13 protein-coding genes, 1 tRNA gene and 1 pseudogene are annotated in these 16,057 nt (G+C 66.7%); 7 read left to right on the top strand and 8 right to left on the bottom strand.

Annotated features, from left to right (window positions below):
• The first annotated feature begins 77 nt into the window (after positions 1 to 77).
• The 5 genes from gap to VF697_RS00550 all read left to right on the top strand — a co-directional run bounded on the left by gap (position 78) and on the right by VF697_RS00550 (position 3,893).
• Complete coding sequence (gap, locus tag VF697_RS00570) at positions 78 to 1,088, top strand: type I glyceraldehyde-3-phosphate dehydrogenase (protein WP_331091161.1); 1,011 nt, start codon at positions 78 to 80, stop codon at positions 1,086 to 1,088.
• Between the two features lie 39 nt (positions 1,089 to 1,127).
• Positions 1,128 to 2,318, top strand: coding sequence for a phosphoglycerate kinase (locus VF697_RS00565; RefSeq protein WP_331091159.1), 1,191 nt, complete (start codon positions 1,128 to 1,130; stop codon positions 2,316 to 2,318).
• 42 nt (positions 2,319 to 2,360) lie between these two features.
• The gene (tpiA, locus tag VF697_RS00560; protein WP_331091157.1) at positions 2,361 to 3,134 is read left to right on the top strand and encodes a triose-phosphate isomerase; all 774 of its coding nucleotides are present in this window, start codon (positions 2,361 to 2,363) and stop codon (positions 3,132 to 3,134) included.
• Between the two features lie 83 nt (positions 3,135 to 3,217).
• Positions 3,218 to 3,679 (top strand): preprotein translocase subunit SecG, encoded by a 462-nt coding sequence (gene secG, locus VF697_RS00555; protein WP_331091155.1) that lies wholly within the window; start codon positions 3,218 to 3,220, stop codon positions 3,677 to 3,679.
• Between the two features lie 132 nt (positions 3,680 to 3,811).
• Positions 3,812 to 3,893, top strand: a tRNA-Leu gene (locus tag VF697_RS00550).
• A gap of 82 nt (positions 3,894 to 3,975) precedes the next feature.
• On the opposite strand, the pseudogene VF697_RS00545 reads toward VF697_RS00550, so the two are convergent.
• A pseudogene (locus VF697_RS00545) lies at positions 3,976 to 4,164 on the bottom strand (helix-turn-helix domain-containing protein); the annotation flags it as partial.
• 144 nt (positions 4,165 to 4,308) lie between these two features.
• Between VF697_RS00545 and VF697_RS00540 the strand changes: the two are divergent.
• Positions 4,309 to 4,905, top strand: coding sequence for a hypothetical protein (locus VF697_RS00540; RefSeq protein WP_331091153.1), 597 nt, complete (start codon positions 4,309 to 4,311; stop codon positions 4,903 to 4,905).
• Positions 4,906 to 4,979: 74 nt separating this feature from the next.
• Here VF697_RS00540 and tnpC read toward each other — a convergent pair whose 3' ends face one another.
• The 7 genes from tnpC to VF697_RS00505 form a co-directional block, all read right to left on the bottom strand.
• Positions 4,980 to 6,449 (bottom strand): IS66 family transposase, encoded by a 1,470-nt coding sequence (gene tnpC, locus VF697_RS00535; RefSeq protein WP_331091151.1) that lies wholly within the window; start codon positions 6,447 to 6,449, stop codon positions 4,980 to 4,982.
• Between the two features lie 85 nt (positions 6,450 to 6,534).
• Positions 6,535 to 6,933 (bottom strand): IS66 family insertion sequence element accessory protein TnpB, encoded by a 399-nt coding sequence (gene tnpB / locus VF697_RS00530; RefSeq protein WP_331091149.1) that lies wholly within the window; start codon positions 6,931 to 6,933, stop codon positions 6,535 to 6,537.
• Complete coding sequence (locus tag VF697_RS00525; RefSeq protein ID WP_331091147.1) at positions 6,930 to 7,337, bottom strand: transposase; 408 nt, start codon at positions 7,335 to 7,337, stop codon at positions 6,930 to 6,932. Before VF697_RS00525 ends, tnpB begins: the two co-directional genes overlap by 4 nt.
• A gap of 44 nt (positions 7,338 to 7,381) precedes the next feature.
• Positions 7,382 to 7,747, bottom strand: coding sequence for a hypothetical protein (locus VF697_RS00520; protein WP_331091146.1), 366 nt, complete (start codon positions 7,745 to 7,747; stop codon positions 7,382 to 7,384).
• Positions 7,748 to 7,935: 188 nt separating this feature from the next.
• Positions 7,936 to 8,235 (bottom strand): transposase, encoded by a 300-nt coding sequence (locus tag VF697_RS00515; protein ID WP_331091144.1) that lies wholly within the window; start codon positions 8,233 to 8,235, stop codon positions 7,936 to 7,938.
• Positions 8,228 to 8,623: a transposase family protein gene (locus VF697_RS00510; RefSeq protein WP_331091183.1), complete on the bottom strand. Its 396-nt coding sequence runs from the start codon at positions 8,621 to 8,623 to the stop codon at positions 8,228 to 8,230. The genes VF697_RS00515 and VF697_RS00510 overlap by 8 nt, the downstream gene beginning before the upstream one ends.
• Positions 8,624 to 8,929: 306 nt before the next feature.
• Entirely contained in the window at positions 8,930 to 13,546 is a 4,617-nt protein-coding gene (locus VF697_RS00505) for a serine protease (RefSeq protein ID WP_331091142.1), read from the bottom strand.
• 113 nt (positions 13,547 to 13,659) lie between these two features.
• On the opposite strand from VF697_RS00505, the gene VF697_RS00500 reads away from it, so the two are divergent.
• On the top strand, positions 13,660 to 16,057 hold a 2,398-nt coding region (locus VF697_RS00500), incomplete at its 3' end, for a serine protease (protein WP_331091139.1).

The following is a 16,057-nucleotide window of genomic DNA, read 5'->3' as shown; positions in this document are numbered from 1 at the left end:
ACGGTCGGCCGCCCTTTCCCACGTCGGGCGGGCGTGCGGCCCGTCGTGCGCTTTTCACCTCTCAAGGAGACTGTGACATGGCCACCAAGATTGCCATCAACGGGTTCGGTCGCATCGGCCGTTGCGTCCTTCGCGCGGCGCTGAGCCGCAAGGAGAACGTCGAGTTCGTCGCCATCAACGACCTCGACGAGCCGGCCGCGCTGGCGCACCTCTTCAAGTACGACTCCGTCCACGGCATGTGGCCGGGCACCGTGAAGGCCACGGACAAGGGCATCGTCATCGACGGCAAGGAGATCGCCGTCACCGCCCAGAAGGATCCGAGCGCGCTGCCCTGGAAGTCCCTGGGCGCCGACATCGTGATGGAGTGCACCGGCCGCTTCACCGAGCGCGACGACGCCGCCAAGCACATGGCCGCGGGCGCCAAGAAGGTCATCATCTCCGCGCCGGCCAAGGGCCCGGACCTGACGATCGCCTACGGCATCAACCACGACCAGTACGACCCGAAGAAGCACCACATCCTCTCCAATGCCTCGTGCACCACCAACTGCCTGGCGCCGCTGGGCAAGGTGCTGCTGGACAACTTCGGCATCGAGAAGGGGGTGATGACCACCATCCACAGCTACACCAACGACCAGCGCATCCTGGACCTCACGCACAAGGATCTGCGCCGCGCTCGCGCCGCCGCCCTGTCGATGATCCCGTCCTCCACCGGTGCCGCCAAGTCCATCGGTGAGGTGCTCCCGGCCCTCAAGGGCAAGATGCACGGCCTGTCCGTGCGCGTGCCCACCCCGAACGTGTCCCTGGTGGACCTGAGCGTGGTGACGAGCAAGTCCGTCACGGTGGACGCCGTCAACGCCGCCTTCAGGGCCGCCGCCGAGGGCCCGCTCAAGGGCATCCTCCAGTACAACGACGAGATGACCGTCTCCGTCGACTACAACGGCAACCCGCACTCCTCCATCTTCGACTCCACCAACACCATGGTGATGGGCGACAACCTGCTCAAGATCATGTCCTGGTACGACAACGAGTGGGGCTTCTCCAACCGCATGGTGGATACGGCGAAGTTCCTGGCCTCCAAGGGCATCTAGTCAGGCAGTCCAACGGGCGTTCCGAGTGTGAGGACCGAGATGATCCGCTACATCGACGACATGCAGCTCACCGGGAAGCGCGTCTTCATCCGGGTGGACTTCAACGTTCCCCTGGAAGGCAAGCGCATCACCGATGACACCCGCATCCGCGAGGCGCTGCCGACCATCCGGCGGGCGCTGGACCTGGGCGGGAAGGTGATTCTGGCCTCCCACCTCGGACGCCCCAAGGGGCCGGACCCGAAGCTCTCGCTGGAGCCGGCCGCCAGCCGCCTCACCGAGATGCTCGGCCCCAAGCACGAGGTCATCCTCGCCGACGACTGCGTGGGTGACGGCGTGCGCAAGCTGGTGAAGGACATGAAGGACGGGCAGGTGCTCATGCTCGAGAACCTGCGCTTCCACAAGGAGGAGGAGGCCAACGACGAGGCCTTCGCGCGCGAGCTGGCCTCCTTCGCCGACGTCTACATCAACGACGCCTTCGGCACCGCGCACCGCGCCCATGCCTCCACCGCCGGCATGGTGCCCTTCGTCAAGGAGAAGGGCGCCGGCCTGCTGATGCGCAAGGAGCTGGAGTACCTCGGCGGCGCGCTGAAGACCCCGGCCAAGCCCTTCGTGGCCATCCTGGGCGGCGCCAAGGTGAGCGACAAGATCAAGGTCATCGAGAGCCTGCTGCCCAAGGTGGACGCGCTGCTCGTCGGTGGCGCCATGGCCTACACCTTCCTCAAGGCGCAGGGGATTGAGGTGGGCAAGAGCCGCGTGGAGGAGGACAAGCTGTCGCTGGCCACGCGCATGCTGGAGGCAGCGCAGCGGCTGAAGACCTCGCTCGTGCTGCCCATCGACCACATCTGCAGCACCGAGCCCACGGACAAGGGCGTGGCGAGCGAAGTGGCGGACCGGGCCATCCCCGCGGACCTGATGGGCCTGGACATCGGCCCGAAGACGCGGGCGATGTACGCCCAGCACATCCGGAGCGCGAAGACGGTCATCTGGAACGGCCCCATGGGCATGTTCGAGGTGGAGAAGTACGCCGCCGGCACGCGCGACGTGGCCATGGCCATGGCCGCCAACAAGGACGCCATCACCATCGTGGGCGGTGGCGACAGCGCCGCGGCCGTGAACGAGATGGGGATGGCCAGCAAGCTGAGCCACGTGTCCACTGGTGGTGGCGCCTCGCTGGAGTTCCTCGAGGGTCGCGAGCTGCCGGGCGTGAAGGCGCTGGAGACCAAGGCGTAGTCCAAGCAGTCCACCGCACTCGCACCACGGGAGGGAGTCCTCATGGCGGCACAGGCGCGTCGGAAGGTGATCGCCGGCAACTGGAAGATGAACAAGACCGTCTCCGAGGCGCTCGCCCTGGTGCGAGAGCTGAAGGGACTGGTGGCCTCGCTCCCGGGGGACCGGGTGGAGATCGCCGTGGCGCCGCCCTTCGTGTCGCTGCAGGCGGTGGCGAAGGAGCTGGAGGGCTCGGCCGTGAAGCTGGCCGCCCAGAATTGCCACTGGGAGGCCAGCGGGGCGTACACCGGCGAGGTGTCCGCGCAGATGCTCAAGGACGTGGGGTGCGCCTACGTCATCGTGGGCCACTCCGAGCGCCGGCAGTACTTCGGCGAGACGGACGAGACGGTGAACAAGCGCACCCGAGCGGTGCTGGGCGCGGGGATGAAGCCCATTGTCTGCGTGGGCGAGACGCTCGCCGAGCGCGAGGCCAACCGCACCCTGGAGGTGGTGGAGCGGCAGGTGGCGGGGGCGCTGAAGGGCTTCCAGGCGGCCGAGGTGGCGGGCTTCGTCCTGGCCTATGAGCCGGTGTGGGCGATTGGGACGGGCCGGACGGCCACCAGCGCCCAGGCCCAGGAGGTGCACCGGGCCATCCGCGAGCAGCTCGGTCGGCTCTACGACCGGGGGACGGCGGAGCAGGTGCGCATCCAGTACGGCGGCAGCGTGAAGCCGGACAACGCGGCCGAGCTGCTGGGGCAGCCGGACGTGGACGGGGCCCTGGTGGGTGGGGCGAGCCTCAAGGCGGCGGATTTCGTGGGGATCCTGAAGGGCGCGAGCTGATCTTCAGGAAGATTGTCACCGCCGGGGCCGTTCGGTTAGGCTGCGCGGCCTTTCATCCAGGACCGGAAAGAAGAGCTTAAAGCATGTTGACCTTCGTGACGATCGTGCACGTCCTCCTGTGCGTGTTCATGATCTTCGTCATCCTGTTGCAGCCCGGGAAGGACGCCGGCATGGGTTCGGCCCTGGGTGGTGGTGCGGCGACGAGCGCCTTCGGTGGGCGTGGTGCGACGACCTTCCTCACCAAGGTGACGGGCATCTGCGCGGCACTGTTCTTCCTGACGTCGCTGGGCCTGTCCTTCGTGGGCATGCGCACCTCGGTGGCGGCGGGCGCGGTGGCGAAGCCTGCGGCGCAGCCGACGGCTCCGGCGCAGACGGGCACGGGCGCTCCTCCGGCGGGCCAGGTGCCCCCGGCGAACCCGCAGGAGGCGGCGCCTCCCACGGGCACGGCTCCCGCGCAGCAGCAGACGGCTCCGGGCACTCCGAGCACGGTGGAGCAGCCGCGGCCGGCCGAGACCCCGGCTCCCGCTCCGGCGCCCGGCCAGTAGGCGGGTAAGCCACCCGGGAAGGAATCGGGTGGCGAGGGAGTTAAAAATCGTTGTTGAAGACGGCGCGGTTCGTGGTACTAGAGGCGCCGTCGTCGCCGGTGCGGAGCAGGCAGTCGAGGCCGCAGCGGAATCGCCCAGGTGGTGGAACTGGTAGACACACCATCTTGAGGGGGTGGCGCCGAAAGGTGTGCGGGTTCGAATCCCGCCCTGGGCAACCCGAAAGAGCCTCCGAGTCCAAGTGACTCGGGGGCTTTTTCATTTCTACGCGACGCCCTCCTGGTCAGGAGCGCATCCGAGGAGATGCCCAGGGTCTCGCAGATCCGCCGCAGGGTGGGCACGCTCGGTACCATCGAGCCCCGCTCGACTCTCCCGCAGACCCCGGACTTCAGGCGCACCTTCTTGGCCACCTCCGCCTGCGTGAGGCCCAGCCGCAGGCGAGCAGCCCGGGCCGCGTCCCCCAGAGCGTGTCGCAGCTTCTCATCCATGGCATCCGTCTGCCGCAAAGGGCAGGGGACCGCGACAAGCAACTCCCGGCAGTGGTGATCCCGGCACACAGCCGTGAGTGGCGGTGGGGCTGTCGACGCCCATCCCGCTAATCCTGGGGCCAGTCCCTTTATCGGAGGTGTGGCGTGTCCACCCGTCTTGTTGGTTCGCGCCCGGCAGGCACGCGGCAGCACCCCTGGTTCGGTGCTTGGGCCCTCATCGTCCTCTTTCTCCACGTCGCGTGTGCCGCGGGTGTTCCTCGGGGCGGCCTGCGGGTGGGGTCGTCCTACCGGCCACCGACACCCCGTTTCCATGAGGACGCCCGGCCTCCCACGGCTGAAGCGGAGGCCGAGGAGGTGGAGGAAGGCGAGGCCGCGGATGAGCTGGTTCGCCTCTCCCTGCCCACCCGATTTGGGGCCGTGCAGGTGAGCGACTTCGAGCTCAACGAAGCCCTCGCCACCCTGGTGTTGAACATGCCGCTGCGGGTGGCCGGCTCCCGTTTCCCGCTCTACCTCCACCGGAAGCTGGCACTGGCCTCCTTCCCGCTCACAGGCGAGGAGTGGCGCACGCCCTTGGCGCGGTCCTACGGGAGCTTCTGCGAGCGGCAAGGTACGCCGGGCGATTGCCTGGGGTTGTTCAAGGACGGGCCGGGCCTGGATGGCGAGGACAAGCGCGACCTCGCTCTGGGTAAGACCTCGCCGAGCCCCGTCGAGACGGAGGTTGACGCCGAGCCCAGGGCGTGAGGATGCGAGCACCGCGACGATTCAGACAATCGCGGCGTCCATGTGAGGTCGGAAGTGGAGAGCAGCACGGCGCGTCAGCCAGCCGCGGCATCCACGAGCTGGTGGGGCAGAGGAATCTCGTCTCCTCGCAGCGCGGCCAGCGCGGCCTCACGTAGGTAGCGCTTGGGGTCCACCCCGCACAGCTTCGCGGTCTCCAGCAGGCTGTAGAAGAGCGCGGCCACTTCGGTGCCGCGTCGGCTGCGGCTGCCGTAATGGTTTTTGCGGCCCACCACCAGCCCGCGCAGCGCCCGCTCCGTGGCGTTGTTGTCCAGCGGCACTCGCGCGTCCGACAAGAAGCGCGTCAGCCCCGGCCACAGGTTGCTCATGTACTTCACCGCCTGCCCCAGGGCACTGCCGGGCAGGGCCCGCACCCCGCGCGCCCACTGGTGCAGCCGGTCGATTACAGCCCGGCTCTTGTGCTGGCGCAGCTCCAGCAGTCGCGCCGCGTCCGGCGGCCCTGCCTTGTACTCGCGCTCCAGTGTGTACAGCTCGGCGATGAGCTCAATGGCCTCGTTGGCCTGAGGAAACATCACCTCGCACTCGACGAATTTGCGTCGCACGTGAGCCCAGCAGTTCACCAGGGTGAAGCGCCCGCCGTGCCCAGCGTAGCTTTCATAGCTGCCCAGCCCGTCCACCATGAGGATTCCGCGGAAGTCCTCGAGCATGGCCCGGGCCTCCTCGGCGGTGCGGCCCTCGGCAATCCGGTAGATGACGGCGTCGGGCGCGCACAGTGCCCAGGCGTGCCAGCGTTTCTGATTCTTGCTGCCGAGCAGTGGCCAGCGTGTCTCGTCACCGCCCAGCACCTCGCGTGTCAGCAGCGCCGCGTGCAGCGCCGTATGCGCGGGGGAAAGCAGGCGGGCCAGGGCCTCCACCTGGTCCCACAGCGTCTGGCTATCCACCGAGAGGCCCTCTCGCGCCATGCTTCTCACCTGCCTCTCCAGCGGCAGGTGGTCGAGGTACTTGGCGATGGCGACCTGCACGGCGAAGTCCACGGAGTAGCGCCCGCCGGGCTGGAGCTTGGGTGGGCCCAGGGCTGTCTCCACGCACCCGCCGCAGCCGCAGCGGTACTTCTGTCGCTTGTGGCGGCGTAGCACGAAGCGCCGCTCCACCACGTCCACCTCCTCGGCCTCCTCGTAGCAGCCCTCCATTTCGGCCAGCGCCCCACCGCACTTGGGACACTGCTTGTCTGGCTCGTCCAGCGTGTGCACCATTTCCAGCGTCGGCAGCGTGGGCTGGGGGCGCGGGCCATGGCCTTGCTGCGGCGTGGCCTCCTCGGGCTTGTCCCCCTCGTCCTGTCTGGGGCGGGGACGCTTCTCACTGGAGGGGCCGAACAGCTCGGCGGTGCGCTGCGCCAGCTGCCGCTCCACCTCCTGCAAGCGCAGCTGCAACTCCTCGGCGTCCTTGCCCTGGGCGCTCATCAGCTTGCGCGTGAGCTCCACCACGCGCGCCACCAGGCGTCTGTTTTCCGCCTCCAGCAGGAGGGCCGCCTGACGCAGACTCTCCATGTCCTTCTCCGTTTCCAGCTGGAAGCTCATGCGCCGGTAGTGACATGGCTCCACCCTCCCGCGCAAGTAGTCCGCACCGCATGACTCACGAAGTCACCGCACCGGCCTCCTCCGGCTGGAAGAGGGGGGCCAGCGTGTACGGCGTCGGCGACAGCGGCGCTCGTCCCACCAACTCGCTGCCTTCCAGGAACAGGGCCAGCTCCGACACCGTCAGCTGAAGCGTCTGCGCGCCCCTCTCGCGCTGCCACAGCGGGGCGAAGCGTCCTTTCTCCAGCCGCTTGGCGTACAGACACAAGCCGGTGCCGTCCCAGAAGAGCGCCTTGGCCCTCTTCCTGTCGCGTCCGACGAACAGGAAGACATCGCCCGAGAGGAAGTCGCGCTCCAGCCCCTGCGTTACCAGCCCGCACAGCGCATCGAAGCTCTTGCGCATGTCGCACGGCTGCCCGTAGGCGTACACCGCGAGCCTGCGCGTGGAACCAATCACGCCAGCCCTCGCAGCAATGCCACCGCGTCCTCGACCGACAGCCCCTCCACCCGTACTCCTCCGGGCCCGTGCACCACCAGCCCCCCTCTTCTGGCCTCGGTGCTCGCGGCCTTCACCTCTACAGCTACCAGCGCGCTCCGCGTCGGCTCCTCCTGGGTGGCTCGGCGGGCCGCGCTGCCCCAGCGGCTGAGCGTCCAACTGCTCACGCCCAACTCCTTCGCCGCTTCCTCCCTGCTCGCCCCTTCTTGCTGGCGGGCTCGCATGTACGCCACCGCTTCCTGTCTCTGCTCCCGCGTGTAGCGCGTCCGCGGGCCCACTTCGCCTCGCTCAAGTACCTGCCGCCGGAACGTCTCCGCCTGCTCCTTCATGTCCATCTCTTCCGCCTCCTTGGTGGCGACGGACATGCTCACGCCTCTGCGCTTACGTCACGACGGGCTCCGGCGAGTACTTACGCCACCGTGGCCACCTCGGTGGGGGGGAGCGCGGCTTTCGGCTGAACGCACAGCCACGCCAGTTGCTTGGGCGAGGGGAGCGCTCCACCGGGGCGCGGCAGGTTCAGCGTCGAGTCATTGTCGCGGCGTATGCGAGGTGTCGAGCGCGCCACTGTCGTGCGCCGCGACTGTAGCCAGCGATGCATCTGCCGTGATGTGCCCTTGAATCTCTGGGCGTGAATCTCCCGCCAGAGGGCCAACGCGTTCTCGCAGCCCTTGGCGTGTCTCTGGGCGAGATACTCCAGATAGGGGTCGAGAATGCTCGGACCGGGCTCACGCGCTGCGCGCTCTGGAAAGCTCGGCGCGAAGGCGTACTTGCGCACCGTCCCGCGCGCCAGCCGCAAGGTGTGGCTGATTTTTCAGCAGCGGCTCCCCGGCCAGGTGGCGGCGGCGCACGGCCTGATACACGGAGAGGCGTCGAGCCCGGCTCTCCTCACGAGCACGCGCCTCGCTGCGAGTACGCGGAAAGCTGGCATGACGGTGCACTGGGGCGGTATCCGAGTTCGGCGCTTCAGGCAGTGCACGCAGCCGCGCGTGAACCCCTGTCAGCCAGCGTTCCACCATCTGCCGCCCGTTGAGCAGCAGGTGCCAGCGGTCCGCGACCTGTTGGGCTTGGGGAGCCCCCTCCGTTGCTGCGCGCATATTCACTCGATCGGTCCCGGGCGATGACGTCGACACCCGGGGGTCGACGCAGCCATGCAGCCAGGGTGGGAGCCGACCGGTCGGGCAACAAGTCAACGACGCGGTGCTGCTTCAGGTCGACAAGGATGGAGCCGTAGGTGCGCCCTTTGCGCGAGGCCCAATCATCCACACCGACCACCTGGGGGCGGTGTCTGCGCGGGCAGAGGGGTGTGGTGCATGAGCCGCAGCAGCGTGTCGGGACTCGTCTGCATGGCCAGGGGTTTGAGAAGTCTGGCGCCAGTCTCCGCCCCGGCCGTCATGCCCACTGAGCACTGAGCACGAGCGAGCCGGCGCGTGCGCCGGGCATTCGGGGCCAGCAGGCGGGGCAGGCGCTCCGAGAATGTGCGGCGCTCGCACCTCGTATTGCGACAGGAAAAGCGGCGCACATGCAGCTCGAACTGAACCACACGCCCCGCGGAGGGCAGGTCGGCTGGTCGACGTACATAGGTGCTGTGCGGGGCGTCGCTATGTTGCTTGCAGGAAGGGCACTGCGCACCTCGACGCTCCGTGCGCACCATGAGGACGGTTTGCGTGGAGCCGCTGCGCACCACCCGCTCCACCTGACAGCCAGGGATCGAGTACGACTCTTTCATCTCCAAGTGTACTCGCCCCACCAGCCTCCTGCGTTCTTGCCTGCTCCCTCGCTTGTGAACCACACAAAGTGCGGGAGAGCCAAAACCGGGGCAGGCTCAATCCAAGAGTGCCCCGGGAGTGGGCGGATTCCGACGGGGCGTAAGTCTGAACGGGACACTCTACGAACCGGGTAATTTCACCTCCACACTGGGCCTCGTCGAACCGCGCATCCACGCGCACTGAGCCATGCGCTACTCTGGCAGCCCATAGTAGCGGCGAAGCAACCGCGCGGCCTGGCTCGAGTCCTCTCGCAAGGCTTTGAAGAAGGCCTCGCGCCCAGGGCCGCTCAGCAGTGAGGCATCGGATTCCAGGGTGAGCCCATTCTCGCTGGCGATCTGTCCCATCACGGCCTTGGAGATCTGGCCGGCCCAGGCAGGCTTGGACTTGAACCGCTCGAAGACGAAGTGGTCGCGGATCTCGCCGGACTCCGACGCGGTCCGCAGATAGATCGTCCCCTTGTCTTCGTGGAAGTACGCATCCACGATGTTGCTCCTAGGCTGGAGCTTCCCCAGGCCCGTGCCGTCGTGGAACCAGAGCCGGATCTCCTTGGAAGTGACCTCCGCGAACAAGCGCCCGTCTTCACTGAAGACCCATTGGCCTCTGGGCAGATCCTCACGTCTGGGCGGGGTGATCTGCAGGTCTCCCTCACCGACGGTCAGCTTGCTTGCGCCACCGGAGCTCACGAGGGTGAACTTCAGGTGGCTCCCATGCCCGAGTTGCACGTGATTCGTCCCCAGCTCAATGCTGTGTGCCTCTTGGAGCAGTTGTTCAGCCAGAGGCATCAGCGTGTCCTCTTGGGGACCATCCGAGAATTGAAAGATCTCCCGCGTCATTCCAGACACGAGCATCAGCATCTTTCCTGGAGCAGCAAGCTCGAGCCCGGAAGCCAAAGGCTCACCTAGGCTGGCCATCCACGACTCCTTCGGGTTGAAGCGGTACCATCGGCTATCGCCATCAAGGACCGTGAGTCCGCCATCATCGTTGAGTCTGAACGCATGAAACGACCCATCCCTGGAGGTGGTGTATTCCCACTTCTGCGTCTCCAGGTTGAAGACTTCCGCGACGAACCGCGGAGGCGACTCTTCCATCGTCACCAGTGCGGCCCAGCGCCTTGAGGGTGATCTCGTGGATCGCACGACCGCCTGCTCCGAGGCTGCATGCCGCGAAGGGAAAGAGCTGATCTTGTGAGGCTCTACCGTCCAGACGATGAGTGACTTGTCTGTGTTTCCGACTAGGTACTTTCCATCCCAGGAAAAGCCCCCCGTAATAAAGCCTTCGATTTCAGGCTTCGCCACGAAGTTCTCCTCTGCGGTCCGCAGAGCGCTCCTAGGCCAGACAGTGAGGCTCCCCCCCCTCTGTTGGACCATGAGCCAGGACCGGTCCGTTGGGATGGTGGCGTCCACTACCGTGGCTTTATTGAGCACCGCTTCTCGGAGGAGGAAGGCTTCTCCCAATGCGTGTCTCTCCGCCATGGCCTTTGTCCCGGGAAAACCATCCGCCTCTGTGGTTTGCCGGATCTTCTCTCCCTTTTTCCAAAGCAGGGGGAGGCCGAAGACACCTTGCACAGCCGTCTGATTCACCGTGAAGATGGCGCGCTGTCCATCGTCATCCAGCGAGAGCAGCACTCCAGAAGCCGGTAGCCGATTGATGCTCCGGACCTCGCTCCAGTGCTGATCACCCTGCCGATCAATGACACGCAGCTCCAACTTCGTTTCGCGAAGCGGCTCCTCTTCATCATTATCATTGGGAGATGCCCACGTTCCAGCAAGCGGGAACGTGTCAGGCTCGATGAGTAACAGCGCCAGAAAATTCTCGTTCCGGCTGATGGCCGCACTCAAAACCCTCTGACAGCCCTCTTGCACCGAGGTGATGGGGCGCGCGTCTCCAGAGAGCGGGTCGCCCAGTTTGAAGCCGCAGGCTGCCATGCCGTCTTGCTGGAGTTCTTCCGCCAGGAGCACTTGATCGATGGGAGCACGAGCTACAGAGCTGACGACTGGAATGAAGAGCGTGTTCGAGGCGGACGTCCAGGCGTGCGCTTTCTCCATCCAATGGACCCCATCGAACAGCGCGATGACCTCGGCCCGGTGGTGTTCTACCTGCCAGAGGCTCTTGCTGTCCGATCCCCACTCCAGGTCCACGGAGCCCGAGGTGGGCTTCGACAGGGCGCGCTCTCCGCTTTCCAGGTTCCAGATCACGAGCGTCCTTGCGGAACTGGAGGGCTCACCACGCCCGACCTTCCACAAATCATTGAACTCATGCTCGACCCCTACCGCCCAGCGTCCATCAGGGCTAAGCCGGGCGGTGGCGGAGTTGACCTGGCTGCCACTGCTCGTCTTCAGGTGGCGGCGGGTGACGCCCTGCAAACCAGCCTTTGGGCTGGAGAACTCGAACCTCAGGGCCTCCATCTCGCCGGAGTTCTCGACGCTGAGGGCCTGCCGGCCATCCCGGCCGAGTCTCCCTCCCTGCGATGAGCCTGTATCGGAGAGGGCCCCCACCAGCACTGGCGCGCTGAGCGCCATCTGGACGGCCTTGTTGAGGTAGAGCGGCAGCCTCTCATCGTCCTCAGGTGCGAGCGTAACAGCCCGGTCCACGTAGGGCAGTACGTCAAGGGGCTTCTTGTCCGCCGCCAGCTGCTCCTCGGCCATCTCCAGCAGCGCGACGGCCTGACTGCGGGCCGTCTGGCGCATCTGCTTCTCCAGCTCCGTGTTGCTGCGCCACACCCAGAACGCGAGCCCACAGATGAAGACGCCCGCCAGCGCGAAGACCGTCCGGATGAACCAGCGCACCTTCTGGTTGTGTTGCCTCCGCTTCTGGCTCGCCTCCAGGCAGAGCCGCTCATGAGGCGCCAGCGCACGCATGCCCGCCGTGCCCTGTTCGGCCAGGGCTACGTCATGCTCGTCCAGCAGTGGGCCCTGGGCCTTGTCCCGCCAATCGACTGCCCGGTTCTCCAGCACCCGGCGGGCCCGCTGCCCAGGCAGCCCTGACTCCGCGAAGCGCTTGCGCACGATTGGCCCCAGCGTGTCATGCACCAAGCGCGTCGCCTTTGCCCCCTCCGTGGAGTCCTCGGGCGGGTCCACCAACAGGTACACCCGCTTGAGCTCCTGGGCCAAGTACTCGGCCGCCTCGGCCTTGTCCCCGTACTCGCTCCTGCGGTCGGCCTCGGTGCGGCGCTCGGCCACTCCGGCCGTGGTGGTGTGGAACGCGAGCAGATCCAGCGTCAGGCCCTTGCCGCCAAGCTGGCGGGCCCGCTCTGGCAGCGCGGCGAGCTGCTGATCGAGGAACGCCTCCAGGCCCAGGCTAGTCCGCATCGGCTCATAGAGCTGCCGGGTGAAGGCGGGGCTGGCGCGCGACTTAGCGACGGCCTGCTTCCAGAGGTTCGTCAGCAGCACCTGGAGGGACGGCGCTACGGGGGACTCACGATCCCGGGTGAGATCGTCCACGAGCAGTGGGACGAGCTCCGGCTCGATGGTCAGCTGGTAGCGGTCGCGCAGGCGCTTGTCACGCTCAAGCCCCAGCATGATCTCCTTCACCGCGGCCCTGTCCACCGGAGGGATGAACACGGCTCCCGCATTCATGCTCCACGTCTTGATCGCCGCCTCGATCTCGGATTGCCAGTCCTTGCGGAAGGACAGGATGAGCCTGCTGCGAGGGGGCTCCGCCAAGCCCACGTAATGTCGGTGCAGTACGCCCACGAGCGCGTTGAGCTCCTCCTTGGCCGCGTCGGTAGGAGCGCCGGAGGTAGGACGCGGCCGGGTGAAGATCTCCTCAACCTGATCCAAGAGGATGAGGAGCGGCTTCACGCCTTGGCTGTTCTCCCGAGCGCGCCATGCCTCTTCAATCGCCTGCGGCTCCAGGCTCCCGCATCCCAGCTCCGCAGCGAGTCCGCCCAGCAGCCCCAACTCCTGGCTGCGACGGCGATACCGGACGTCCCAGTCCGCCTCCAGCCGCGGAAAGAGCCCCGCCTGAAGGAGAGAGGACTTTCCCACCCCGGACTGCCCATACAGCAGGATGAGCGGGAGCCGGTCCGGCTCTGTCACCATGCGGCAGAGCGTCTCGATCTCCCGGCAGCGCCCGAAGAACAGCCGCGCGTCCTCTCGCGTGTAGAAGTTCAGGTACCGGAAAGGCTCGGGTGGCAGTGAGAGATTGGTGGGCAGTGGAGGCAAGCCCACGCACACATCCGTCCGGACCAGCGGACCCGCCACGGCGGACTGGATGACGGGTGCCGTAGGGCACGCGTAGATGGTGCCCGCCACGGCTCCCTTGTCCTTGTTCATTAGGAAGGAGCGAACGATGCCAACCACCACCCCCTCCGCGAGGATGGGCCCGCCCGACAGCCCCTGGATGTTGGTCCCCAGTCCCGCCGCGACCTGCCGGGAGTAGAGCTGGAGCGCCTGGACCTTGCCGTACTCAGCCCGCGGGTTCTCAATCTCCCCAGAAAAAACATCTCCGTCCTGGGAGTTGGCGCCCTTCGCGAAGCCGAAGGTCTTGAAGGGGCCCCCCGCGGACTCGGCTGTCCCAAGAGCCAGCGGAATTACCCCGCTGGGCGGGTGGACACACTCCAGGAGCGCCCAGTCCTCCTCCGCGTCCCAAGCTCCTCCCTCCAGGGTGGCCTCCGTCTCGTGGTTCCCCAGGTACCGGAAGATGAGGCGGATGCGCAGCGCATCTGGCCCCGGCACGCACGGCTTGACGACATGGAATGCGGTGAGCAGGTGCCGGGGGCCTACGAGGAAGCCCGTTCCCCAGTCGACCCGGCTCCCGTCCTGAAGGATCTCTACCCGGGCTGTTGCGCGATAGAGCGTCTCGTCCATACTGCGCACTATAGCCTCTCCAAGACCGGGCACACATCAGCCGGGCCTCCAGGGAGGAGTGGAGGCTCCAATTTCATGGACCGCCAGGGCGCGGGGAGGCATAAGCTTGGTGAATGCAAGCTGAGGTACGCGCTGCGATCGCGAGGATCACCGTCGGCGAGTCGCGGGGGACAGGCGTGCTGGTACTGGATGCGGCTGGACGAGGAGATCTCGTCCTGACGGCGTTGCATGTAGTGGCGGACCGGAAGGTCAGCCCGCCCGCATTCTACCCAGCGCCTATCGTCCTCCAGTTTCCGAAACAGCTCACGGAAGCAACCGTGGTGCGCTTTGACCCGGTTGCCGACTGGGCCCTGCTGCGATGCAAGACGGCTCCTGGAGCGACTCCTCTCCCTCTCTGCGAGGTGCGCGAGTCCGGAGGAGCCTTCGACGGCTTTGGCTTTCCGGCCGCACGGCCCGTCGAGGGCATGGCCATCCGAGGCGAGATCCGGGATCACCTCGGAGCCGCCGATGAAACATGGGCTCAACAGCTCTTCTGCATGGAAGCCGCAGCGGGAGATGGAATGCCCGTGCTTGGCATCTCCGGAAGTCCCTGTCTGGTCGAAGGGGCGATTGCTGGCATCGTGCGCGCGACCCTGCTGAACCCGAGAAACAAGGCCGTTGCCGGCACCTTGTACGCCTGCCCGGCGCAGGTCATTGCCCAGGCATGCGCGGATCTGCTTGTCCCTCCACGGGTCCTGGCAAAGAACCGCCGCACTTGGGACATGCTCGACCGCACCCATCGGAACTGGCTGACGGGTGTGGTGGACTCCATTGGTCCGGACCTGCGGCTGCCGAGGCCCGCACTGTTACAAGAGCTCAAGGACGTCTCTAGCCAGCACCGGGCCGTGGTCTTGCTGGGTGAATCGGGGACCGGAAAGTCAGCGCTCGTGAAGGGGGCCGTCTCCGGCCAGCTCCTCCCCGCGGCAACATGGTGTCTCCACGCTCCTGAGCTCGAGCGTCTGGACCGTGAGTGCGAGCTGTCGGATGCCCTGCGCGAGGCGCCCTACCCCGAAGCCATGCTCGTCATCGACGGCCTCGAGAAGCTTGGCGATGAAGACGAGCTGCGGGCCACCGCCAGGGTCATTGACGCACTCCGGTTGGACGCGGCGGATTCCCCTTGGCATCTCGTGGCGATCTGCCAGCTCGCCGCCTGGGAAGAATGTCGCTACCGGCTCGTCCAGGCCGGCTGCCCCGAGCTGGCGTTCCAGCCCATCGTCGTGCCACTCCTGAAGGATGCCGATCTGCCGCTCGTCGCCGCGCGGTTCCCCGGGCTGGCTCCCCTGCTGGGGCGTCGAGACCTCCTCCCGCTGATGACCCGCCCGAAGTTGCTGGACCTGTTCGCTCGTGCGGCACAGCTGCAGCGTCTTCCCTCGGTCAACGACATTACTGGCGAGGCCAGCATTATCAAATGGTTCTGGGAGCGGTACGTTCCGCGTGATATTCAGCGTGGTGCCTTACAGAGACTGGCCATGGAGGAATCGGACCAGAGACGGCACCTCACGGCGGTCGCCGATCTCCCAACCGAGCTTGAGACGAAGCTCCCCGTGCTCACTCCCCTCGGGATTCTTCAGGAGCAGGACAGTGCGGTGGGCTTCGCGCATGACCTAGTGGGCGACTATGCCCGGCAGCAGTTCCTGCTCGGCAAGCTCATTGCCGGCTCCTCTGAGGAGCTCCGGAAGCGCGCCGCCAATCCGAGATGGCACCGCCCCCTCCGGCTGGTGGCCCTCCACCTGCTGGAGATGCCGGGCAGCACCGCCACGGCCAATATCGAGCGGTGGCAGCAGGAGGTGAAGGCCGCGCGGCAGGGGGCTGCCGACGTCCTCGCGGACCTCTTCGTCGAAGCAGTCGCGTTCACGTCCCAGCCGGACCAGGTACTCGAGAGGTTGAAGCCCACGCTCCTGGCAGAGGATGGCGAGCTGCTGCGGCGCTTCCTCACGAGGTTCCTGTACGCCACGACGGAGCCGTTCCCTACCAAGGCGCTGAAGGATGCGCTTCCCCCTGCGCTCGTCGCGGAGTATCGCGCTCGCTTCCGCTTACCCGCATCGATCTTTCTGTGGATGCCTGTCCTGAGCTGGATTGTCGCCCACAGTCAGGAGGCCTTCACGTTGGCATGGGTGGAGGTGTTGCGGCTCCTCAAGACGTGGATGTCGATGGAGCGCCGCATCGAGGGCTTGCCGCTCTGTCAAGAGCTGGCGGACATCCTCCTGCGCGAAGCCGAGCGGCGCCTGGCGGCTGATGAGTCCGACGAACCTACGGACAAACGCGAGGCCGGAACCTACTACTGGCTCCTGCTCAAAGCGGGCCGGGATGACCCCGAGCGATGCAAGGCCATTGTGCTTCGCCTCGCCGGCCGGACACCGCGCCCTCGTCGCATCGTGGAGGAGACGATGCAGCCACGGCCGAAGTCGTGGCCGTTGTCGCAGCTCTATGACCGCGAGCCCCCCGCTCCCTGGCCGGACGGCCCGCGACACC

Source organism: Archangium sp., from assembly GCF_036388035.1.
GTDB lineage: Bacteria > Myxococcota > Myxococcia > Myxococcales > Myxococcaceae > Archangium.
The sequence above is the reverse complement of the archived record's forward strand: the minus strand, read 5'-3'. Positions and strand labels throughout refer to the sequence as shown.

What these genes read in the sequence shown, in the direction of transcription:
- gap (WP_331091161.1), top strand. Translation starts at nt 78, where the DNA reads ATGGCCACCAAGATTGCCATCAACGGGTTCGGTCGCATCGGCCGTTGC.
- VF697_RS00565 (WP_331091159.1), top strand. Translation starts at nt 1,128, where the DNA reads ATGATCCGCTACATCGACGACATGCAGCTCACCGGGAAGCGCGTCTTC.
- tpiA (WP_331091157.1), top strand. Translation starts at nt 2,361, where the DNA reads ATGGCGGCACAGGCGCGTCGGAAGGTGATCGCCGGCAACTGGAAGATG.
- secG (WP_331091155.1), top strand. Translation starts at nt 3,218, where the DNA reads ATGTTGACCTTCGTGACGATCGTGCACGTCCTCCTGTGCGTGTTCATG.
- tnpC (WP_331091151.1), bottom strand. Translation starts at nt 6,449, where the DNA reads ATGGAGAGTCTGCGTCAGGCGGCCCTCCTGCTGGAGGCGGAAAACAGA.
- VF697_RS00525 (WP_331091147.1), bottom strand. Translation starts at nt 7,337, where the DNA reads ATGTCCGTCGCCACCAAGGAGGCGGAAGAGATGGACATGAAGGAGCAG.
- VF697_RS00510 (WP_331091183.1), bottom strand. Translation starts at nt 8,623, where the DNA reads ATGGTGCGCACGGAGCGTCGAGGTGCGCAGTGCCCTTCCTGCAAGCAA.
- VF697_RS00505 (WP_331091142.1), bottom strand. Translation starts at nt 13,546, where the DNA reads ATGGACGAGACGCTCTATCGCGCAACAGCCCGGGTAGAGATCCTTCAG.